Here is a 19,771-nt window from a genome sequence, read left to right on the forward strand (position 1 = left end):
GGGGCGAGCTCTCACCCTCGCCTCCGGCGGACCACGTCCTCGTAGGTCCGCCGGAGGGTGGCGGTGACGGCCTCGATGGTGAACTGGTCGTTGACCAGCTGCCAGGCGGCCTTGCCCGCCTGCTCTGCGGCCTCCGGCTCCAGCAGCTCCAGGATCGCGTCGGCGACCTTACGGGCGTTGGCCGCGTCCTCGCCGACCCGGCTGTCGATGACCCGGCCCGCACCGGCCCCCGACACGTCGGGGGCCTGCCCGCAGGTGCGGGTGATGACGACCGGAGTGCCGACCGACATCGCCTCCAGGACCGAGACCGGGAACGGCTCCTCGATCGCCGGCAGAACGTACACATCGGCCTCGCGTCCGGCGGCGAGGACCTCGTCGTGCTCCAGCGGGCCCACATGGTCGAGGGAGTCCGTGACGCCCAGCTTCCGGGCGAGGGCCAGGGTGCCGGCCAGCGCGCCGGTGTCCGGGCCGGCCAGCACGAAGCGGGCTTCCGGGTGGCGGGCGAGGACGTGCGGCATCGCGGCGATGAAGTCCTCGGGCCGCTTTCGCTCCTGGATGCGGGCGAGGTACAGCACCGTCGGCGGGCGGCCGGGGTCGCGGGCGGGCTTGCGCTCCTGCGGGCGGACACCGTTGACCAGCCGTACGGTACGGGTGAGCGGCACGGGAGCCGCGACGGCGTTCACATCGCCCCGCTCCATCTCGGTGAGGTGCAGGACGGCGTCGGCCTCGCGCAGTACCCTGCGGACCCCCAGGACGTCGGTGAGCTGGGCGACCTTCTTCTCGGTGGGGTCGATCATGCCGTGGGTCTGGACGACCAGGGGTGTACGGGTCGCGAGCGCGAGGAGCGCCGCAGGCAGGGTCACCAGGTCCCGCATCAGATGGACGTGTACGAGGTCGGCACCACGCATCATGCGGCGTGCGGTGCGCAGCAGTGCGGCGGAGGTGATGCCGCTGACCTCGAACATCGGGAGCAGATGACGCGCCTGGAAGAGGTGGACGGGAACTCCCTCCACATGACTGGGCAGTTCGCCGTCCGGGAAGCCGTCGCCGAGGGCCATGACGCGGGCGTCGTCGCCGTTCGCCCGCTGGACCTTGGAGAGGTTGAACGCCACCCGGGTCGGCCCGCCGAAGGCGTGGTCCGGAGTGTGGAGCGTGACAACATGCAGGACCTTCACCAGAGTTCCCCTCGACTGCGGCCAATAATTCACAGGGTAGTCATCGCGCCCCCTCAAGTGGGCTGATTCGTTAGAGTGTTCAGCGGTTCACTGATCCCGGGGGGGGGCGCATGACGTCGGTGCACACATCGGCGCGGGAACAGGCCGCCCGCACGGTCGCGCGTCCGGAGTACTCACGGGCCAGGGGCGGTGTTCCGGAGCCGCCCGAGCAGCCGATCGCCTGGTCGATGCTGTCGCGGGCCCTGTCCGTGCCGCTCATCCTGGGGCTGGTCTGCTTCCTGCCTGCGGTGATCGCCGCCCAGCCCGGCAGCGAGGTCCGGGACACGGCGTACTGGCTCCAGCTGGTGCTGACCTGCTACGCCGGGGCCCGGCTCGCGACGATGATCCTCTCCACCCGGCGGCGGCTGCTCCAGGGCGTCTTCTGGATGTTCGTGTACATCGCGATGGGCGTGGCCCCGTTCGCCCAGGTGGTGATCGGGCAGACGCCGACGCCGATGGTGGGGCCGCGCCAGGACCTGGTCACGGCCATCGCGATGGTTCTGGTGGGGTGTGCCGCCTACGACCTGGGGGCGCTGCTCGCCTCGCGGCGCCCGCTGCGACGCCGTACGGTCTCGGTGCGGAGCTGGGGGCCTGCTCTCGCGCATCCCGTGCGGCTGCGGCTGCTGGTGCTGGTGGCGTTCGCGGCGAGCGCGTTCTACGTGCTGAAGCTGGGCGGGCCCGCGGTCTTCTTCTCCAGCCGGCAGGAGATCAACGAGACCGTCGCGGCGACCGGGGTCGCGGCGGAGGGGTCCAATGTCGGCTCGGCGTTCCTCAAGGGCTTCGGCCAGGTCCCGGCGCTGCTGGCGCTGCTTCTCTACACCCGCCGCCTGGCGACCTCCTACCGGGCCAGGCGCACCCCGTCCACGGTGCTGGTGTGGGTGGCTCTCGGGGCGCTGAACCTGGTGGTGAACAACCCGATATCCAACGCCCGTTACTGGTTCCTGACGGTGCTGATGGCGTTCGTGTTCACCGCGCTCCCGAGCAGTGCCGCGGTCTACCGCACGGTGCTGGCGACGGGGGTGGTGGGGGCGCTGGTGGTGTTCCCGTACGCGGACAAGTTCCGGTACGACGACGAGGCACAGCGGTCCGCGCAGTCCGCCTCGGTCTTCGAGCCGCTGGTGACCAAGGACTACGACCAGATGGTGATGTTCGCCAACACCATCTCGTGGGTCGACACCCGGGAGCACACCTACGGCCGCCAGCTCGCGGGCTCGGCCCTGTTCTTCGTGCCGCGCGCGGTGTGGAGCGGGAAGCCGGAGGACACCGGGGTACGGGTCGGGCAGTGGATGGGGCTGCGGATGACCAACCTCTCGGCCCCTCTGTGGACCGAGTTCTGGGTCGACTTCGGCGCCTCGGGCATGATCGGCGGCCTGGCCCTGATCGGTTACGCCGCGGCGCGTACCGACCGCAGGTACGCGCTGGCCGTGACCAGGGCCGGCCCCGGCCCCGGCAGTGTGCTGGCGATCGCGGCGCCGCTGATCGCCGGCTACACCTTCATCCTGCTGCGCGGTCCCCTGCTCCAGGCGGCGGGGAAGCTGGCCATCGCCGCCCTGTGCCTGCTGCTGATCACCACGTTCAGGGAGCAGAGGGCAGCGCGTCGGCGCTGACGGTCTCCCCCGCCGGAGCGCCTCGGCGCAGCCGGGCCACCCGGGTCCAGGTGGCGGCGGCCTTGCAGACCGACCCCAGGCACAGCCCCCAGGCCGCACCGGGGACGCCGCCGATGAGGTAGCCGCCGGCCATCAGGGCCACGGCGGTGAGCGAGAAGACCACCTGGATGCTCAGCGTCGTGCGCGGGTCGAGCATGCGCAGGGCGAGCAGTCCGCAGGTGCCGGCGGCCATCGCCGCGTACTGGCTGCCGGTCGCCGGGAGCAGGGTGGCCGCCGTGGGCCAGGTGTCGCCGAGGAGTTCCCGGCCCGCCCGCTCGGGCAGCAGGGCCAGCACGGTGGCCCAGAGGGCGGCGGTGGCGGAGAGGACGGCCGCGAGCCCGGCGGTGGCCCGGACCCGGCGTCGTTCGTCGCCGATCCTGCCGAGCAGCGGCGGGCCGAAGGACGTGGCGGAGGTGAACAGCACATTGAGCGGACCGAACAGGGTGGTCGCGCCACGCAGCGCGCCGACCAGGAGCGGGTTGCCGACGGCTCCGAGGCCGAGGACGGAGAGCTGGCCGGTCGCGTTGCCGACACCGAATTCGACGACGAAGCGCTGTCCGAGGTGACCTCGACGGAGCATCGGGCGCAGCAGAAGCGGGGCCCCGGCCGTCGAGCGGTGCAGCAGCGCGGCGGACAGCAGGAGGGCGGGCGCGGCGGAGAGTCCCCAGACCAGGATCAGCCGGGCGGGCGTCGCTCCGTGGTCCTGGGCGGACAGCGCGCCGAGCACGCAGGCCAGCCTCAGCAGGTCCGCGATCAGGGCGAGATGAGGTCTCTGGAGGGTGGAGAAGGCGTAGCGCAGGGCGTCCTGCCCCAGTACGACCGGCAGGACGGCGCCCAGCATCACGAGGGCGCGTGCGGTGTCCCCCGGGACGAACAGGCACACGGCGGCGAGCAGGCCGCCCAGGGCGGCCGAGGCACCCACGGTGAACACCACGGCCGAGCGGCAGGCGCCCCGGATGTCCTCACCGGCGCCGCGCCGGAGGACCAGGGGCTGCCCGGTGTACGCGCCCGACACGCCCAGCAGCACGGTGAAGACGAGGTAGACGGCGGAGAAGCGGGCGAAGTCGGCGACGGTGGAGAGCCGGGCGGCGGCCACGAGCACCAGGATGTTGGTGAGCGCCGCCACGCCCTGGTCCGCGACCGAGCAGAGGATCGCGGTGCGGGCTCTCACCGGCGCGCCCCCGGGAGGGTGACGGAGCGCAGCCCCATGGTCTCGTCGGGGTTCCCTGTGAGCTCCGGCGCGTCCGCCCCGAGGACCGGCGTGCCCGGTCCGCCGCCTCCGCGCCGCCGGCCGGACCCGGGCCGGGCCTCCCTCCGCCCCAGCCTGTCCCGGCTCGTGTGGAGCAGGGCGCCGAGCACCTGGCCTCCGGAGGCACCGATGATCTCGCGGATGCGTTCCAGGTCGCTTCGGTGGACCTCGCGCGGGTCGCAGACGATCATGACGCCCTCGACCCGGTCGACGAGCGCGACCGCGTCGGCGTAGGACAGCACCGGTGGGGCGAGGACGATGACGACGGCACCGGGGCGGTCGGCCTCGGCGACGATCCGTGCGACGGACGCGGAGGTCAGGGCGCGTGGCACGTTGTCCGCGGTGGTCCCCGCCACCAGGGCGAACGCGCCGGAGCCGGGCACGTCCACGTTGGAGCGGCCACCCGCCGGCCAGGTGCGGTCGCCCTCATCGGCGGCCCAGCTCGGCGGCCGGACCTCGTGGGCGGCCGGCCCCAGGTCACGGGCCAGGGACGGGGTGCGCAGATCGGCCTCCACGAGCAGGACGTCGCGGCCCATCTCGGCGAAGGCGGCCGCCAGGTTGACCGCCGCGGCGGCCGCGGCGGCGTTGTCCCCGCGCGGGGCGGTGACCAGGAGCCGGCGCCTCTCCGCGAACGACGGGTCGTAGGCCAGCCGGAAGGCCACCGCGCGGTACTCCTCGGCGAGCCGCGAACCGCTGCGCCCGATCGCGAGAAGGGTGCCCGCCGCGGCGCGTTCCCTGGGCAGGGTGCCGAGCAGCGGCGCCCCGAGGGAACGGACGAGCTCCCGGGGGGAGCGGACGGCCGGGTCGAAGACGAGACGTACCCAGGACAGCAGCAGTCCGAGGGCGAGACCGACGACCGCGCCCAGCCCGAGGAGCAGCGGCAGCCCTGCACCGGCGGGCTCGGTGGGCGCGACCGGCTTCTTGTTGAGGTAGCCGGGGGTGGTGTCGAGTGCCTTGAGCTCGGAGATCTTCCGGCTCAGTTCGGAGATGGAGACGATGATGTTGGCGCGTGCGCTGCTGACGTCGCCCGCGGCGTCGACCCCGGTGCCTTCCTCCAGCAGGTCGCGCTTCTCCTCAAGCGGGTCGAGCTGGGCGCGGTAGCCGTCGGCCATGTTGTCGATGCTCTCCTGGGTCCGCGCCTTGCGGTGCGTCAGGTAGGCCTCGGCCAGGGCCTCGGCGCGGGCTCGCGCCTGCTCGGGGGTGGCACCGGTGTAGGAGAAGCGCAGGGTGAGGGTGTTGGGCGGGTTGGTGACCTGGAGGCCTGCGAGCAGCTTCCGGGCGGTGACGTCGTCGCCCTTCTTCAGCAGGGTTCCGGCGGCCAGGTCTCCCACGGTGTCGCTGACCGCGGTCTGCCGTTCGGAGCCGATGTTGATGCCCTTGTCGGCGGACGCTCCGGTGGCGAAGGGGTCCGAGGTCGCGGAGCGCACCTGCACCTCGCCGCTGGCCGTGTAGGTGTCGTCGCCGCTGAGCGCGAGGAACCCGCCGCCGAGCAGGCCCACGACGACGCCCCCGGCGAGCAGGGCGCGGTAGCGCAGGAGCTGGCGGAACTGGTCGCGCAGCAGCGCCGGTTCGTCCTGGTCGTCCAGGGGACGGATCTGGTGACTCATCGGCTTGCTCCCCCTTGTGATTCCCCGGTACGCGTGGCGCCGGCCGGTGCTTCCCGGAGCGCCTCGGCGAGCAGGGCGTCGAAGCGGGCGAGACCCGCCTCCCTGCTCAGGTGCTGTGCGACGTACCGCGGGCCGTGTGCTCCCAGCGCCTCGGCCGCCACCGGATCGGCTCCCAGCCGGCGTACGGCGGTGAGGAGCGCGGCCGGGTCCTCGGGAGCCACGAGGACCCCTGCGCCCGAACGGCGCACCTCATCGGCCGTACCGCCCTCGTCGGCCACGGAGGCGACGACGGGGCGTCCTGAGACGAAGTACGAGGTCAGCTTGGACGGCACGCTCATGTCGAGCACGGAAGCCCGCTGGGTCACCGCGAGGACGTCGGCGGCGGCAAGCACGTCGGTGAAGTCGTCCGCGCCCGCGGGCGGGAGGAAGTCAAGGTTGGGCAGGCCTGCGGCCCGCTCCCGCAAACCGTCACGCTGGTTGCCGTCGCCCATCAGGACGACCCGGACGTCCGGGGCCAGCCGCGCCATGTCGACCAGGACGTCCAGCCCCTGCTTGAGGCCCATGTTCCCGGAGTGGAGCAGTACCGGGGTGCCCTCGGCCCATCCGAGCCTGGCGCGGGTTGCGGCACGATCGGCCGAAGGACTGTGCACATGCGTCCAGTTGGGGACGACACGGATGCGGCCCGGGTCCACGCCGAGGGCGGTGACGCCCTCCACGAAGCTCTCGTGGATGACCCCGACGAGGGCGGCGCCGCGCAGTGCGTGACGCTCGGCCCTCGCGGCGACCACCGCCGCCCTGCCTCCCCCGCGGATGCCGCTCTGCGCGGCGGCGGCTCCCATCAGGTCCTGGACGACGGGTATGTGGGGGACGCCGTGGCGGCGCGCGAGCCGGGCCCCGATCACGCCGCCCGCGAGGCTCGGCATCTGCGAGATCACCGCGTCGGGGCGTCCGGGCGGTGGGGCGAGGATGCCGTGGATCAGCACGGAGGCCTCGAAGGCGGCTCTGCGCAGCGCGGTCTGCCGGGGCGGCACATAGTGACGCCGCCGGTGCACGCGGACCCCCTCGCGGCTCTCCTCCGTGCGCCACACTCCCCGGTAACGCTCGTCCACGCGCCAGGCGGGGTAGTGCGGCATACCGGTCAGGACCTGGGTCCTCGCCCCGGACGCCACCCAGTGCTCGGCGAGCTGGGTGGCGTACGGCCCTATGCCCGTCAGCTCGGGGGCGTAGTTGGTGGAGACCACGAGAAGGTGGCGGTTCTCGAACGGACTCTGATGCTCAGCAGCGGACAACGGATGATCGCCTTCCCCCCGGAACAGCCTCTCGTCCGAGCTTATCCGTTCACGGGTTGCACAAGTGTTCTTCACAGTAAGGTCGTTGAACCAGTTCCACCGTGGGGGGAGAGAACGGATGGTGCAGCACAGAGTCGGCTACGCGCCGGGGGTGTACGACCTGTTCCACGTCGGCCACCTCAACATCCTGCGGCACGCCCGCAGTCAGTGCGACTACCTGGTGGCCGGAGTGGTCTCCGACGAGATGGCCGCGCTGGCCAAGGGCCACACCCCGGTGATCCCACTGACCGAGCGGCTGGAGATCGTGCGCAGTGTGCGCCACGTGGACGCGGCGTTCGTGGAGACCGTTCCGGACAAGGTCGAGACCTGGCAGCAGGTCCGCTTCGACGTCATCTTCAAGGGCGACGACTGGCGGGGCACCGAGAAGGGTGAGCGCCTCGAGCGGGACTTCGCCGCCGTCGGGGTGGAGGTCGTCTACTTCCCCTACACGGTGCACACGTCCAGCACCCAGCTGAGGCGGGCGCTGGACGTGCTCGTCAGCCGGCCCGGAGCGCTTTCAGCTCCCTGAACCACTTGACCAGGAACGCCACCAGGAACACGGCGTGCACGACCGCGAGTGCGGCGTACCCGGCCCGGAAGGCGCCGGGTGCGCCGAGCAGCAGGAAGACCAGGCAGAAGACCCCGTAGTCCGCGGGCAGCAGCGCCACGGCCCTGACCCGGGACACCGGAGCCGCGGGCCCCGTGGCCGCGGGTCCGGCGGGAGCCGCCGCCCTGCCGAGCTGTTCCCGGAGCAGTCCCGCGCAGAAGGTGAGCACGGCGACGAAGAGGAAGCCGAGCGGCAGCAGGAGCCATCCCTCGCCGGGCAGGACGCCGAAGCGGTGGAACGAGATCAGTACGGCGCTGTGGACGAGGATCATCTTCGCGCAGTCCACGACGTGGTCCAGCCATTCGCCGTCAGGCCCGCCGCGGCCGGTCAGCCGCGCGAGCTGCCCGTCGGCCGAGTCGAAGGCGAAGCCGACGGCCAGACCGGCGTACACAGCCGCTCCCAGCCACCAGGACGGCTCGAGGAGCGCGACCGCGGTGATCGACGAGAACGTGAACAGCGCGCTGATCATGGTGACCTGATTGGGCGTCAGTCCCACGCGGTATGCACCCGCCGCGAGCAGGCGCCCGGCCGGCCTGTTCACGTACCGCGAGTAGAGCGAGACGCCCTTGGACGACTTCTGTGCGCCGCGCAACTCGCGCAGCACCGTACCCGTGCCTGACATACGCCCCCCAGCGCCCGGTGGTTCCCCGCCGCATCATCGCAGAAACAGTGTGTCCGGCGTGGAGATACCCGGACTCCTCACGTTCGGCGGACTGCACGACTTCCGCGACCCGGTCGGCACGCCCGAGGAGCTCGTCAGGTGTTCCTCACCGACCTGACAGCTCTGCACGGTTCGGTCCGCGGGTACGTCACCGGCCGGCCCGGCGTCACCGACGCCACGGTCCGCGCCCCGCGCGGGCGGCTGCTCGACGGCCGCCCACGCCCTCAGCTCCGCCCCGTGCCGGGGTCCGGCCGCTCACCCGCCTCCTGACCGGGCTCGGTGAGCTGCGCGTCGAGGTCGTCGAACAGCAGCTCACCGCGCTCGATCTGCCCCGTCCGGTACGCCGACCGCGCCACGAGGTGGGAGGCCACCGGACCCGTCATCAGCTGGAAGAAGCCGATGAGCGCGAGCGTCGCGAAGTCCATGCCGCTGCGCAGCCTCAGCGCGACGCCGGCCAGTACCAGGAGCAGTCCGAGGGTCTGCGGTTTGGTCGCCGCGTGACTGCGCGACAGGACGTCCGGCAGCTTCAGCATGCCGACCACGCCGAGGAGGCAGATGGCCGCGCCGAGGAACACCAGCACCGCCCCCGCCGTGTCCGTGATCTGGAGCCAGACGCTCATTTCCGCCCCTCCTTACCGGGCCTGCGCCGCGACAGCGGCTTGTCGCGTACGGCGATGAACCGGGCGATGCCCACCGAGCCGGTGAAGCCGAGGAACGCGAGCACCAGCATGATCGGGAAGTAGAACGAGTCGCGGGCGAACGCCGACTTGGCGCCCAGGCCGGCGATGACCACGGCGGCGAACACGTCGAGTGCGATGGCCCGGTCCAGCATCGAGGGGCCGCGGCTGATCCGGAAGAGCAGCAGCGCCCCCGCGACGACGACGAACACGACGGCCGCGGTGATGAGCACCCGGTCGACGGTCTCGGGCCCACTCATGTCCTCTCCTCTCCGGTGTCGGAACCGGGAACCGGTGGCGGTGGTCCGGAGACCCGCGCGATCTCGTCGGGGGTGCCGAACGCCCTGACGGTCAGCTCCTCCAGCTTCCAGACGGAGCGCCGGGCAGCCTCCAGCTCCGCCGGTCTGTCGGCGTCCAGGACGTGCAGGAAGAGCGTGGCCGTGGCCCTGCGCACCTCGATCACGGAGCCGCCCGGCACGTTCGACACGGTGACGGCGGTCGCGGCGAGCATCAGGTCGCTCCGGCACCGCAGGGGGACGCCGATGACGGCGGGCCGGTGGGGCCGGTCGGCGAAGATCTGCCGGGTGACCTTCACCCCCGAGGTGTACATGTCGTAGAGCAGGTAGGCGGCGAGCCGGAGGATGCCCCAGGGGTGCAGTCGCAGCCCCAGGTCGACCTGCGGCAGCGGGAACGCGAGGCAGACGGCCACCGCGACGACCACACCGGTGACGACGTTGGCCCAGGTGAGGGTGGACCACAGCAGGACCCAGATGAAGGTGAGCCAGGCGATCAGCGGGAGGTCGAGCACCCGGCGCCGACGGCCCGCGAACCCGATACTGAAGGGCGGCAGCTCGGGGTTGCGGTACGAGAAGGTGATCAGGCGCCTCACGGTCCGAGGACCTCCTCCACATAGGGCCGGCGGGCGATGAGTTCGGCCGCCGAGCGGTCGGTGAAGGCCGTCAGCGGGCCCGCCAGCACGGTGAAGGCCAGGCCGAGCACGACGGCACCGGCGGTGGCGGCGGTCATGGCCCGGGGGGGACGGACGGTGGTGGTGACGGCCTGCCCCTCGAGGGTGGCGGCCACGGTCCGGCCGGCCGGTCCCGGTCCGACTCCTTCGTCGCCCGTGCCGGGGATGCGGTCGGGGCCGGGATCGTCGTCGTCGTCGCTGTCGTCGGCGGTCTCCAGGACGGTGCCGTAGGCGGCCTGGCCCGGAGGCTCGGCGCGCCAGAAGGCCAGGTTCCAGATCTTGGCCATCACGTACAGGGTGAGCAGGCTCGTCACCGTAGCTCCGGCGACGAGGATCCAGGCCCAGACACTGCCGTCCGCGACGCCGGCCCGCATGAGCCCGAGCTTCCCGATGAAGCCCGAGAGCGGCGGGATCCCCGCGAAGTTCATGGCGGGGACGAAGAAGAGGGCCGCGAGCAGCGGGGCCGACCTGGCCAGTCCGCCGAGCCGGGTGAGCTCGTTGGTGCCGCCCCGGCGCTCGATGAGCCCGGCGACGAGGAAGAGGCTGGTCTGGACGGTGATGTGGTGGGCGACGTAGAAGATCGCGCCGCCGTACGCCTCACGGGTGGCGAGGCCGATTCCGAAGACCATGTAGCCGATGTGGCTGATGAGGGTGAAGGAGAACAGCCGCTTCAGGTCGGTCTGGGCGACCGCGCCGAGGATGCCCACGATCATCGAGGCGAGGGCGACGGCCATGAGGAGGTCCCCGAGCCGGTTGCCGGGGAAGAGCAGGGTCTCCGTCCGCAGCATGCAGTAGATGCCGACCTTCGTCAGCAGGCCCGCGAAGACGGCGGTGACGGGCGCCGGCGCGGTCGGGTAGGAGTCGGGGAGCCAGGCGGCCAGGGGGAAGACGGCGGCCTTGATGGCGAAGACGGTGAGGAGCATCGCCTGGACCAGGGTCTGCACCCCGAGCGGCAGGTCGGGCAGCCGCAGCGCCAGTTGGGCGAAGTTGGCCGTGCCGGTGGCGGCGTAGGTCATGGCGATCGCCGTGAGGAACAGCATCGAGGAGAACAACGAGATGATCACGTAGGTGGAACCGGCCCGGATGCGCGGTCCGGTGCCGCCGAGCGTGAGCAGGACGAAGCTGGCGACCAGCATGATCTCGAAGCCGACGTAGAGGTTGACGAGGTCGCCCGCGATGAAGGTGAGGGAGACCCCGGCGACCAGGATGAGGTAGGCGGGGTGGAAGACGGCGACGGGCGTCTCCTTGTCCCGGTCCGCCATGCCCTGGCCGAGGGAGTAGACGAGGACGGAGAGGGTGACGGCCGAGGAGACGGTCAGCATCAGCCCGGACAGCCGGTCGGCGACCAGCGTGATGCCGAGCGGCGGGGCGAAGTCCCCGAGATGGACGGACAGGGGGCCCTGCCGGTCCGCGGCGATCATCAGGGTCACCGAGAGCGCGAGGACGGCGGTGAGCACGGCGACGCTGATGAAGCGCTGGAAGCGTGCGAGCCTGACGCCGAAGGCGAGGCTCACCCCGGTGGCACAGAGTGGCAGCAGGACCGGCAGCGGGACGAGCGCGTTCATCCGGCGGCTCCTCGGTCGTCGTGCGTGTCGTTCACGTAGTCCTCCGGATCGGCGCCCAGCACGTCGTGCCACAGGTCGCCACCGGCGTCCCGGCCCCGGGCCTGCAGTGCGCGGTCGGCGCGCAGCCGGGCACGCAGGCGGTGGCGTTCCTGCCGGTAGCGTGCGCGCTCCTTGCGGGTGCGTCCGGGCTCCGCCCGGTATTCCTCACGGAGTTCGGCACGCTCCCCCAGCACCTCGGCGCGCAGGAAGATGCGCCGGTCCTCCAGGTCGTCGTGGACCTCGTCCGTGCCGGTGAGCTGGTAGCTGCGGTAGGCCATCGCGAGCAGGAAGGCCGTGGTGGCGAGCGTGATGACGATGGCGGTGAGGGCGATGGCCTGGGGCAGCGGATCGGTGACCCGGCGCAGCGGCACCCCGTAGAGCAGGGGCGCGGCGCCGGCCGACCCCGTGGACGAGAGGACCAGCAGGTTGATGCCGTTGCCGGCGATCACCGCGCCGAGCAGGATGCGGGTGAGCGGCCGGGTGAGCATGAGGATGCCGCCGACCGCGCAGAGGACCACAGCCGTGGCGAGGAGCGAGACGCTCATGGTCATCGGTTGGGCTCCCCCGTCCCGGAATCGGTCGCCGGGGCCAGCGCGCCCGCCGCCCGCTCGATCTGCCGGTCGACCTTGGCGCCCAGCGCCCGCACGATGTCGAGGACGACGCCGAGGACCAGCAGATAGACGCCGAAGTCGAAGAGGACCGAGGTGCTCAGGTGGTAGTCACCGAACACGGGCAGGTGCCCGTGGTAGGTCCAGGCGTGCAGCACCGTGCCTTCCGCGAGGCCGCCCAGGGCGACGGCGGTGGACACGAACAGCCCGAGTCCGGTGAAGAGGCCCGGCTGCAGCGGCGCGGCCTCCGCGAGTTCGAACCTCCCGCCTGCCAGGTAGCGGGTGATGAGGGCGAGTCCGGCCACCAGCCCGGCGACGAATCCGCCGCCCGGCATGTTCTCCGCGCAGAACAGCAGGTACAGGGAGAGCACCAGGATGGGGTGGAAGAGGAGGCGCCCCACCACCTCGAAGACGACGGACCTGTGCTCGGGCGCGAGCGTGGCGCCGGCGGCCAGCCAGCTGCGTTCTGGCGCGGTGTCGTCGCCCTGCGGCAAGCCGGTGAGCCGCCGGCCCGACAGCGTCCACGCGGTCTCCCCCCCGTAGTTCCTCCCTGTTCATGGAGGCCTCGCTGCGGCGGTGCAGATAGATGAGGCTGGTGACGCCGATCGCGGCCGCCGCGAGGACGGCGGACTCCCCCATCGTGTCCCAGGCGCGCAGGTCGACGAGGATGGTGGCCACGACGTCCTTGAGTCCGTGGTGGGCGACCTCCTCGACCATCGCGGCGCCCGCGGGCTCGGCGACGCGTGCGGCGCCCGCCGTCCAGACGGCCACCCCGACCGTCGCCGCCGCGCCGAGCGCCACCGGGATCCGCAGCGCCCTCCGCCAGGTGCCGATCGACTCCTCGAAGCGCACCGGCAGCCTGCGCAGGACCAGCACGAACACGATCATCGACACCGTCTCGACGCAGAACTGGGTGAGCGCCAGGTCGGGCGCGCCCTGCACGACGAACAGCAGGGCGGCCCCGTAGCCGGTCAGTCCCGCCAGGACGACGGCCTTCATCCGGCGGCTGACGGTCAGACAGGAGAGTGCGGCCGCGCAGGTGAGGAAGGCCACCGCGCCCTGGAGCGGGACGTCCCACACCCGGGGGGCGACCGCACCGTCCCAGGGGCGGTCGGTGACCAGCACCGCGAGCTGGCCGGCCAGCATCACCGCCATGGTGATGGCCAGGTAGCCGGACAGGGAACCGCGCTGGACGAAGCCGGTGATCTGGAGGGCGACGCGCTCCAGGCCGAGCAGGAGGTGGCCGAACACGCTGTCGGCGGTCGGCCAGGCGACGCGGCGGGAGACCTTGGTGACCGTCCCGCGTACCGCGAAGAGCACGGCACCGCCCGCCCACGTCGCGGCGGACAGCAGCAGGGCGGTCCCGAGGCCGTGCCAGAGCGCGAGGTGGTAGGGGTCCTCGGGGGCGGGGAAGACGTCGGCGTACGCGGCGAACAGACGGTCCGTCCATGCCACACCGGGGCCCAGGACCAGCCCGACGACGGCGAGCACCGCGGGCGGGGCGAGGAGCGCGGCGCCGACGCGGTGGACGGGGGTGTCGGCGACCCCGCGCTTACGGGCGAACGCCCCCCATACGAAGCGCAGGGTGTAGGCGACCGTCAGCACCGAGCCGAGGACGACGACGGCGAGCGTCCAGCGGTCGGCGGTGTCGCCGTGCAGCAGCGCTTCGAGCGCGGCTTCCTTGGCGGCGAATCCGAGGAACGGCGGCAGGGCGGCCATGGAGGCGGCGGCGAGCACGCCGACCGCGCAGACGTAGGGCGTGGTGCGGCCGAGTCCGGAGAGCACGCGCACATCACGGGTACCGGCGGCGTGGTCCACGATGCCGGTGACGAGGAACAGGGCGGCCTTGAACAGGGCGTGCGCCAGGATCATCGCGACCGCGGCGAGCGCCGCGTTCCGGTTGCCCGCCCCGGCGAGCACGGTGAGGAAGCCGAGCTGGCTGACGGTGCCGTAGGCGAGGACGAGTTTCAGGTCGTGGAGGCGCAGGGCGCGCCAGCCTCCGAGGAGCATCGTCGCTCCGCCCAGCACCAGGACGACGGGGCGCCAGACGGGGACGTCGGCGAAGGCGGGGGCGAGCCGTGCCACGAGGTAGACACCGGCCTTGACCATGGCCGCGGCGTGCAGGTAGGCGCTGACGGGGGTGGGAGCGGCCATGGCGTTCGGCAGCCAGAGGCTGAACGGCCAGATCGCCGACTTGGACAGGGCCCCGCACAGCACGAGGACGACGGCCACGGACACGGCGAGGGTCGTCTCCGGGGGGTCGGCCACGATCGCGGAGATCCGGTAGGTGCCGGCCGCCTCACCGAGGATCAGGAAGCCGACCAGCATGGCGAGTCCGCCGAGCGTGGTGACCGTCAGGGCCTGGAGGGCGGAGCGTCGGTTCTTCTTGAGTTCGCTGGTGTGCCCGATCAGCAGGTACGAGAAGACGGTGGTCAGTTCCCAGAAGACGTAGAGGGTGATCAGGTCGTCCGCGAGGACGAGTGCCAGCATGGCGCCGGCGAAGGCCAGCAGGTTGCCCGCGAAGGGCGCCAGTCGGGGTGAGGTGTCGGTGAAGTAGGACGCGCAGTACAGCAGGACGAGCATGCCCACACCGGCCGCGAGCAGCACCATCAGCTCGGCGAGCGCGTCCAGGCGCAGGGCCGCCGAGACGTCGTAGGTGGCGATCCACTCCCACGACCAGGTGACCGCCCCGCCGTCCGCCGTGGCGCCCCACTGGGTGAACGCCCACACCGTCGTGGCGGCGGGGGGAAGTGCGAGCACGACGAAGGCGTGACGGCCGAGTCGTCGCACCAGCGGCACGGCGCACGCCGCCAGCGCGAAATGACAGAGGATGAGAACGGTCACGACGGGTGTTCCGGAACAAAGGCCACCGAATACAGATATATCCCCCGGCCCGGTTCACCCGTCCGGCGCGCCGCGCGGTCGCCGGCCCGCTGGTCCCGGTCCGCGTCGGTGGCGGCCGGCTGTCGTCCCGTTGTGGTCACAGAACGGCGTCTGCCCTGTTCACCCGTGGTCACACGGCATGACGTGGGAGCGTTCCTGCGCGGCGGCCCCGGATCCTTCCGGCCCGCCGCGGAACACCCGGTCGGCGTTCAGGGACAGATGGCGCGGTTCGTCGGGCATCTCGTCCGGCATCCCGGGGACGGATCCGGTCGCGCGGAGACCGCAGCGCGCCTCTTCGCGCACGGTGATGCCGTCACCGTCGGGTGACCTGTTCACCGTGGGCGGGGACGGCCCTGTGGTCATCGCCGTCGCCTCCCTGTGCGCGTACCCCGGTCTCCAGCGTGACTCCGGAGCGTGTGCACCGCTACCTGGGCACGGCGGGCATCCCCGACACTTCGGCGAGAGGGGTGCGGCCGAGCGCACCGCCGCTTCGGCGTGCCCCGCCTCCCGCCGTCGCCCCTCCGCCTCCCGTCTCAGTCCAGCACGGCGATGCCGTCGATCTCGACCATGGCCTGTTCGTCCCACAGCCTGACCGCCCCGATGACCGCCATGGCCGGATACTCACGCCCCGCCAGCCTCCGCCAGACGGCGCCCAGTTCGCGGGCGTGTGCGCGATACCCGGCCACGTCGGTGGTGTAGACGGTGACCCTGGCCAGGGCGGTCGGGGCGCCGCCCGCCGCGCGCAGGGCGGTGAGCAGGTTCCCCAGAGCGGTCTCGAACTGCTCCGGCAGGGTGTCTCCGACGACCTTCCCGTCCCCGTCCAGTGCGGTCTGGCCGGCCAGGAAGACCAGTCGGCCACCGGTGGCCGTGACGGCGTGCGAGAAGCCGGTGGGCGGGGAGAGTTCGGCGGGGTTGATACGGCTGATCGGATTCATGCGGGGGTCTCCCGTGTCGCGTACAGCTCCTTGGCGATGATCGTGCGCTGCACCTCGGTGGCGCCCTCGTAGATCCGGGGGGCGCGGACCTCCCGGTAGAGATGTTCGAGCAGGTGGCCCCGGCGCAGGGCGCGGGCACCGTGCAGCTGGACGGCCGCGTCGACGACGTACTGCGCGGTCTCGGTGGCGTACAGCTTGGCCATGGCCGCGCGCCGGGGCACCCCCGGCTCACCGGCGTCGTGGGCGGCGGCGGCCGCGAGGACCAGGAGCCGGGCCGCCTCGGTGCGGGTGGCCATCTCGGCGACCTGGTGCGAGACGGCCTGCAGGTCCTTGAGCGGGGCCCCGAAGGCGCTGCGGTGCGCCGTGTGTTCCAGGGTCGCGTCGAGCGCGGCGCGCGCCATGCCGACCGCGAACGCCCCGACGCCGGGGCGGAAGAGGTTGAGGGTGTCCATGGCGACCCGGAACCCCCGGCCGGGTTCGCCGAGCACGTCGTCCGCGCTCACCGGCACGCCGTCGAAGTCCAGCGCCCCGACGGGGTGCGGGGACAGCATGTCCAGCGCCTCCCCGGTGAGCCCCGGCCGGTCGGCGGGGACGAGGAAGGCGGTGACGCCACGGGATCCGTCGCCCTCTCCCGTCCGGGCGAAGACGGTGTAGAAGTCCGCCTCGGGGGCGTTGGAGATCCAGCACTTCTCGCCGGTGAGCCGCCAGCCGCCACCGCCGGGGGCCGGCCGGGCTGCGAGGGCGAGAGCGGCCGCGTCGGAACCCGCGCCCGGCTCGCTGAGCGCGAAGGCGGCGACGGCGCGGCCCGCGCGCACCTCGGGGAGCCAGCGTGCGCGCTGGGCCTCGGTGCCCGCCAGACGGACCGGACCGGCTCCGAGGCCCTGGAGCGCGAGCGCGGTCTCCGCCTCCGTGCATCCGCGCGCCAGCGACTCGCGCAGCAGGCAGAGATCGAGCGCGCCCGAGCCGAGGAGCCGGTCCAGGAGTCCCAGTCCGCCGAGCGCGGCGACGAGCGGGCGGTTGACGTGGCCCGGCTCGCCCTTCTCCGCGAGCGGCCGGAGTTCCTCACGGGCGAGTGCGTACAACTCTTCGCACCAGGCGGTTTGACCGGGATCGAGGGAGAATGCCGTCATACCGGCGCCTCTCTTGTCGCGTCTTATCGCGGACCGTTGACTACCGTCACTCAAACGATACGCTCCAAGGGCTGCAAGGGGGCGATGCTTCATGAAGCCGTCAGGTACCGCGAGCGCGCACACCGACACCTTCGCGCGCGACCATCTCCCACCCGCCGAGGACTGGCCCGAGCTGGTCTTCGAACTCCCCGAACTGGCCTACCCGGACCGGCTGAACTGCGGATTCGAGCTGCTCGACCGCACCGTCGCCGCCTTCGGCCCCGACCGGCCCGCCTTCCGCAGCGGGGACGGATCCGTGTGGAGTTACGGGGAACTGCGCGACCGGGTGGACCGCGTCGCCCGGGTGCTGACACATGATCTGGGCGTCGTCCCCGGCAACCGCGTGCTGCTGCGCGGTCCCACCACGCCCTGGCTGGCCGCATGCTGGCTCGCCGTGATGAAGACGGGGGCGGTCGCCGTGACGGTGCTGGACCGGCAGCGGGCCCCGGAACTCGCCACGATCTGTTCCATCGCCCGTGTCGGCCACGCCCTGTGCGACGTCCGGTCGCTGGACGACCTGCTCGCCGCCGGAGTTCCGGGGCTGCGCGTCACGACGTACGGAGGCGGCTCCGCCGACGATCTGACGGAGCTCGCGGCAGCGGCCCGGCCGGAACCCTACCGGGCGGTGGACACCGCCGCGGACGACATCGCGCTCATCGCGTTCACCTCGGGCACCACCGGTCGGCCCAAGGGCTGTATGCACACGCACCGCGACGTGCTGGCCGTCGCGGACACCTTCGCGCGACACGTCCTGCGGCCGGAACCCGACGACGTGTTCACGGGCAGCCCGCCACTGGGCTTCACCTTCGGGCTGGGCGGGCTGGTCGTCTTCCCGCTGCGGGCCGGCGCCTCGGCCCTGCTGCTGGAGCAGGCGGGACCCAAGCAGTTGCTGCCCGCACTCGCAGCCCACCGCGTCTCCGTCCTGTTCACCGCGCCGACCGCGTACCGCGTGATGCTCGACGCGCTCGACGGCCACGACCTGTCCGCCCTGCGCCGTTGCGTCTCGGCCGGGGAGAACCTGCCCGCCGCGACCTGGTGGTCCTGGTACGAACGGACGGGGCTGCGCATCATCAACGGCATCGGTGCCACCGAGTTGCTGCACATCTTCATCTCGGCGGCCGACGGAGCGATCAGGCCCGGCACCACCGGCGTACCCGTGCCCGGCTGGCAGGCGCGTGTGGTGGACGAGGACGGCGTGGAACTGCCCGACGGAGAACCCGGCCTGCTGGCCGTGCGCGGTCCGGTCGGCTGCCGGTACCTCGCCGACGAACGCCAGCGGGTGTACGTGCGCCACGGCTGGAACATCACCGGCGACACCTACGTCCGGGAGCCCGACGGCTACTTCCGTTACGTCGCACGCGCCGACGACATGATCATCTCCGCCGGCTACAACATCGCCGGCCCCGAGGTGGAGGAGGCCCTCCTGCGCCACCCCGACGTGGCGGAGGCTGCCGTGGTGGGCAGGTCCGACGATCTGCGCGGGCAGATCGTGGCCGCGTACGTCGTCCTGCGTGAGGGTGCGTCCCTGTCGGCCGACGATCTGCGTACGCACACGAAGGGCGAGCTGGCGCCGCACAAGTGCCCGCGTGCCGTCGAGTTCGTGCCCGAGCTTCCGAGGACCGCGACGGGGAAGCTCCAGCGCTTCCTGCTGCGCGGGCCCACCCCTCCGGAGTGACCGCCCGTGAAAACGGGGTGCCACGGGGGCGGCGGCCGGACAGGATGAGGCATGTCCTGGACCTTCACCGACGACGTCGACGCCTTCCTGGAGGCGGCCGGACCGTCACTGGCCGCCCGGCCCGCCGAGAACACCCTGCTGCTGACCGTCACCGCCACCCTGCGGGACGGCGGACCGCACGCCTACGGCGCGGGGTTTCCCGTGCTGGGCTGGTGGCGCGGGGCGGACGGGGAGGTGGCCGGGGCGCTGGTGCGCACGCCGCCCTTCCCGCCGGTCCTGGGCTCGGCCGCCCCGGAGGCCGTCGGCGCGCTGGCCGACGCGCTGCCGCTGGCCGGCATCGACGCGGACCGTGAGGCGGCCCTGGCGCTGGCCGCCCGCTGGCCGCGCCACCGTGTGGACGAGGAGCACCGGCTGTACCGGCTCGGCACGGCAGTGCCGCCCTCCCCCGCACCCGACGGGAGGCCCCGGTCCGCGACCGCCGCCGACCGCCCGCTGCTCGTCGCGTGGATCCGGGCGTTCGGTGCGGAGACCGGGCAGTCCGGCGACCGCGCGGAACGCGTCGTGGACGAGCGCATGGCGCACGGCGGGCTGACCCTCTGGGAGTCGGGCGGGGAGCCGGTGTCGATGGCGGGGGTCTCGCGCATGATCGCGGGCACGGTGCGGGTGTCGGCCGTCTACACCCCGCCGGAACACCGAGGACGGGGCTACGCGGCGGCGGTCACGGCGGAGGCCGGCCGCCTGGCCCGGGAGGGCGGGGCCGCGGAGGTGCTGCTCTTCACCGACCTCTCCAACCCGACGAGCAACGGCGTGTACCTCCGCATCGGCTACGAGGCCGTCTCCGACCGCCTGCTGATCACCGCGGAGCCGGAGTGACGGCGCGGCGGGCCGTCCGTCCGGCCCGGCGGGCGGATCCGAGCCCCGTCCCGGGCGCGCCTGTCCGG

At 72.6% G+C, this 19,771-nt stretch carries 18 protein-coding genes and 1 pseudogene; 4 read left to right on the forward strand and 15 right to left on the reverse strand.

Going from position 1 to position 19,771, the window contains the following annotated elements:
- Positions 1-11: 11 nt before the first annotated feature.
- Positions 12-1,175 (reverse strand): glycosyltransferase, encoded by a 1,164-nt coding sequence (locus LWJ43_RS06820; protein WP_277331390.1) that lies wholly within the window; start codon positions 1,173-1,175, stop codon positions 12-14.
- A 110-nt stretch (positions 1,176-1,285) separates the two neighbouring features.
- On the opposite strand from LWJ43_RS06820, the gene LWJ43_RS06825 reads away from it, so the two are divergent.
- On the forward strand, positions 1,286-2,821 hold the full coding sequence (locus LWJ43_RS06825) for a hypothetical protein (RefSeq protein ID WP_277331391.1): 1,536 nt from the start codon (positions 1,286-1,288) through the stop codon (positions 2,819-2,821).
- On the opposite strand, the gene LWJ43_RS06830 is transcribed toward LWJ43_RS06825, so the two are convergent.
- The 3 genes from LWJ43_RS06830 to LWJ43_RS06840 are packed head-to-tail and all read right to left on the reverse strand — an operon-like array spanning position 2,790 to position 6,957.
- Positions 2,790-4,031, reverse strand: coding sequence for an MATE family efflux transporter (locus LWJ43_RS06830; RefSeq protein ID WP_277331392.1), 1,242 nt, complete (start codon positions 4,029-4,031; stop codon positions 2,790-2,792). The genes LWJ43_RS06825 and LWJ43_RS06830 overlap by 32 nt on opposite strands.
- Positions 4,028-5,716, reverse strand: a complete 1,689-nt coding sequence (locus LWJ43_RS06835) for a lipopolysaccharide biosynthesis protein (protein WP_277331393.1) — start codon at positions 5,714-5,716, stop codon at positions 4,028-4,030. Before LWJ43_RS06835 ends, LWJ43_RS06830 begins: the two co-directional genes overlap by 4 nt.
- The gene (locus LWJ43_RS06840) at positions 5,713-6,957 is read right to left on the reverse strand and encodes a glycosyltransferase (RefSeq protein ID WP_462100940.1); all 1,245 of its coding nucleotides are present in this window, start codon (positions 6,955-6,957) and stop codon (positions 5,713-5,715) included. The genes LWJ43_RS06835 and LWJ43_RS06840 overlap by 4 nt, the downstream gene beginning before the upstream one ends.
- A 166-nt stretch (positions 6,958-7,123) precedes the next feature.
- Between LWJ43_RS06840 and LWJ43_RS06845 the strand changes: the two genes are divergently transcribed.
- Positions 7,124-7,573 carry an adenylyltransferase/cytidyltransferase family protein gene (locus LWJ43_RS06845; protein WP_277331396.1) on the forward strand — a complete coding sequence of 150 codons (450 nt, stop codon included), beginning with the start codon at positions 7,124-7,126 and terminating at the stop codon, positions 7,571-7,573.
- On the opposite strand, the gene LWJ43_RS06850 is transcribed toward LWJ43_RS06845, so the two are convergent.
- The 11 genes and pseudogenes from LWJ43_RS06850 to LWJ43_RS06900 all read right to left on the reverse strand — a co-directional run bounded on the left by LWJ43_RS06850 (position 7,542) and on the right by LWJ43_RS06900 (position 17,116).
- Complete coding sequence (locus tag LWJ43_RS06850; protein ID WP_277331397.1) at positions 7,542-8,273, reverse strand: CDP-alcohol phosphatidyltransferase family protein; 732 nt, start codon at positions 8,271-8,273, stop codon at positions 7,542-7,544. The genes LWJ43_RS06845 and LWJ43_RS06850 overlap by 32 nt on opposite strands.
- A gap of 263 nt (positions 8,274-8,536) precedes the next feature.
- Positions 8,537-8,932, reverse strand: a complete 396-nt coding sequence (mnhG, locus tag LWJ43_RS06855) for a monovalent cation/H(+) antiporter subunit G (protein ID WP_277331398.1) — start codon at positions 8,930-8,932, stop codon at positions 8,537-8,539.
- The gene (locus LWJ43_RS06860) at positions 8,929-9,249 is read right to left on the reverse strand and encodes a monovalent cation/H+ antiporter complex subunit F (RefSeq protein ID WP_277331399.1); all 321 of its coding nucleotides are present in this window, start codon (positions 9,247-9,249) and stop codon (positions 8,929-8,931) included. The genes mnhG and LWJ43_RS06860 overlap by 4 nt, the downstream gene beginning before the upstream one ends.
- Entirely contained in the window at positions 9,246-9,878 is a 633-nt protein-coding gene (locus tag LWJ43_RS06865; RefSeq protein ID WP_277331400.1) for a Na+/H+ antiporter subunit E, read from the reverse strand. The genes LWJ43_RS06860 and LWJ43_RS06865 overlap by 4 nt, the downstream gene beginning before the upstream one ends.
- A complete protein-coding gene (locus tag LWJ43_RS06870) occupies positions 9,875-11,521 on the reverse strand; it encodes a Na+/H+ antiporter subunit D (protein WP_277331401.1) in 1,647 nt (548 codons plus the stop codon). The genes LWJ43_RS06865 and LWJ43_RS06870 overlap by 4 nt, the downstream gene beginning before the upstream one ends.
- Positions 11,518-12,111, reverse strand: coding sequence for a Na(+)/H(+) antiporter subunit C (locus LWJ43_RS06875; protein ID WP_014153481.1), 594 nt, complete (start codon positions 12,109-12,111; stop codon positions 11,518-11,520). The genes LWJ43_RS06870 and LWJ43_RS06875 overlap by 4 nt, the downstream gene beginning before the upstream one ends.
- Positions 12,108-12,572, reverse strand: a complete 465-nt coding sequence (locus LWJ43_RS06880) for an MnhB domain-containing protein (protein WP_346771977.1) — start codon at positions 12,570-12,572, stop codon at positions 12,108-12,110. Before LWJ43_RS06880 ends, LWJ43_RS06875 begins: the two co-directional genes overlap by 4 nt.
- 94 nt (positions 12,573-12,666) lie before the next feature.
- A pseudogene (locus LWJ43_RS06885) lies at positions 12,667-15,012 on the reverse strand (Na+/H+ antiporter subunit A); the annotation flags it as partial.
- Between the two features lie 159 nt (positions 15,013-15,171).
- Positions 15,172-15,414: a hypothetical protein gene (locus tag LWJ43_RS06890; protein ID WP_277331403.1), complete on the reverse strand. Its 243-nt coding sequence runs from the start codon at positions 15,412-15,414 to the stop codon at positions 15,172-15,174.
- A gap of 170 nt (positions 15,415-15,584) precedes the next feature.
- Positions 15,585-15,986: a RidA family protein gene (locus LWJ43_RS06895; RefSeq protein WP_277331404.1), complete on the reverse strand. Its 402-nt coding sequence runs from the start codon at positions 15,984-15,986 to the stop codon at positions 15,585-15,587.
- A complete protein-coding gene (locus LWJ43_RS06900) occupies positions 15,983-17,116 on the reverse strand; it encodes an acyl-CoA dehydrogenase family protein (RefSeq protein WP_277331405.1) in 1,134 nt (377 codons plus the stop codon). The genes LWJ43_RS06895 and LWJ43_RS06900 overlap by 4 nt, the downstream gene beginning before the upstream one ends.
- A 91-nt stretch (positions 17,117-17,207) precedes the next feature.
- Between LWJ43_RS06900 and LWJ43_RS06905 the strand changes: the two genes are divergently transcribed.
- A complete protein-coding gene (locus tag LWJ43_RS06905) occupies positions 17,208-18,830 on the forward strand; it encodes an AMP-binding protein (RefSeq protein ID WP_277331406.1) in 1,623 nt (540 codons plus the stop codon).
- A 51-nt stretch (positions 18,831-18,881) separates the two neighbouring features.
- Positions 18,882-19,703, forward strand: coding sequence for a GNAT family N-acetyltransferase (locus tag LWJ43_RS06910; RefSeq protein ID WP_277331407.1), 822 nt, complete (start codon positions 18,882-18,884; stop codon positions 19,701-19,703).
- Positions 19,704-19,771 lie beyond the last annotated feature (68 nt).

This window comes from Streptomyces sp. JH34, assembly GCF_029428875.1.
Classification (GTDB): domain Bacteria; phylum Actinomycetota; class Actinomycetes; order Streptomycetales; family Streptomycetaceae; genus Streptomyces.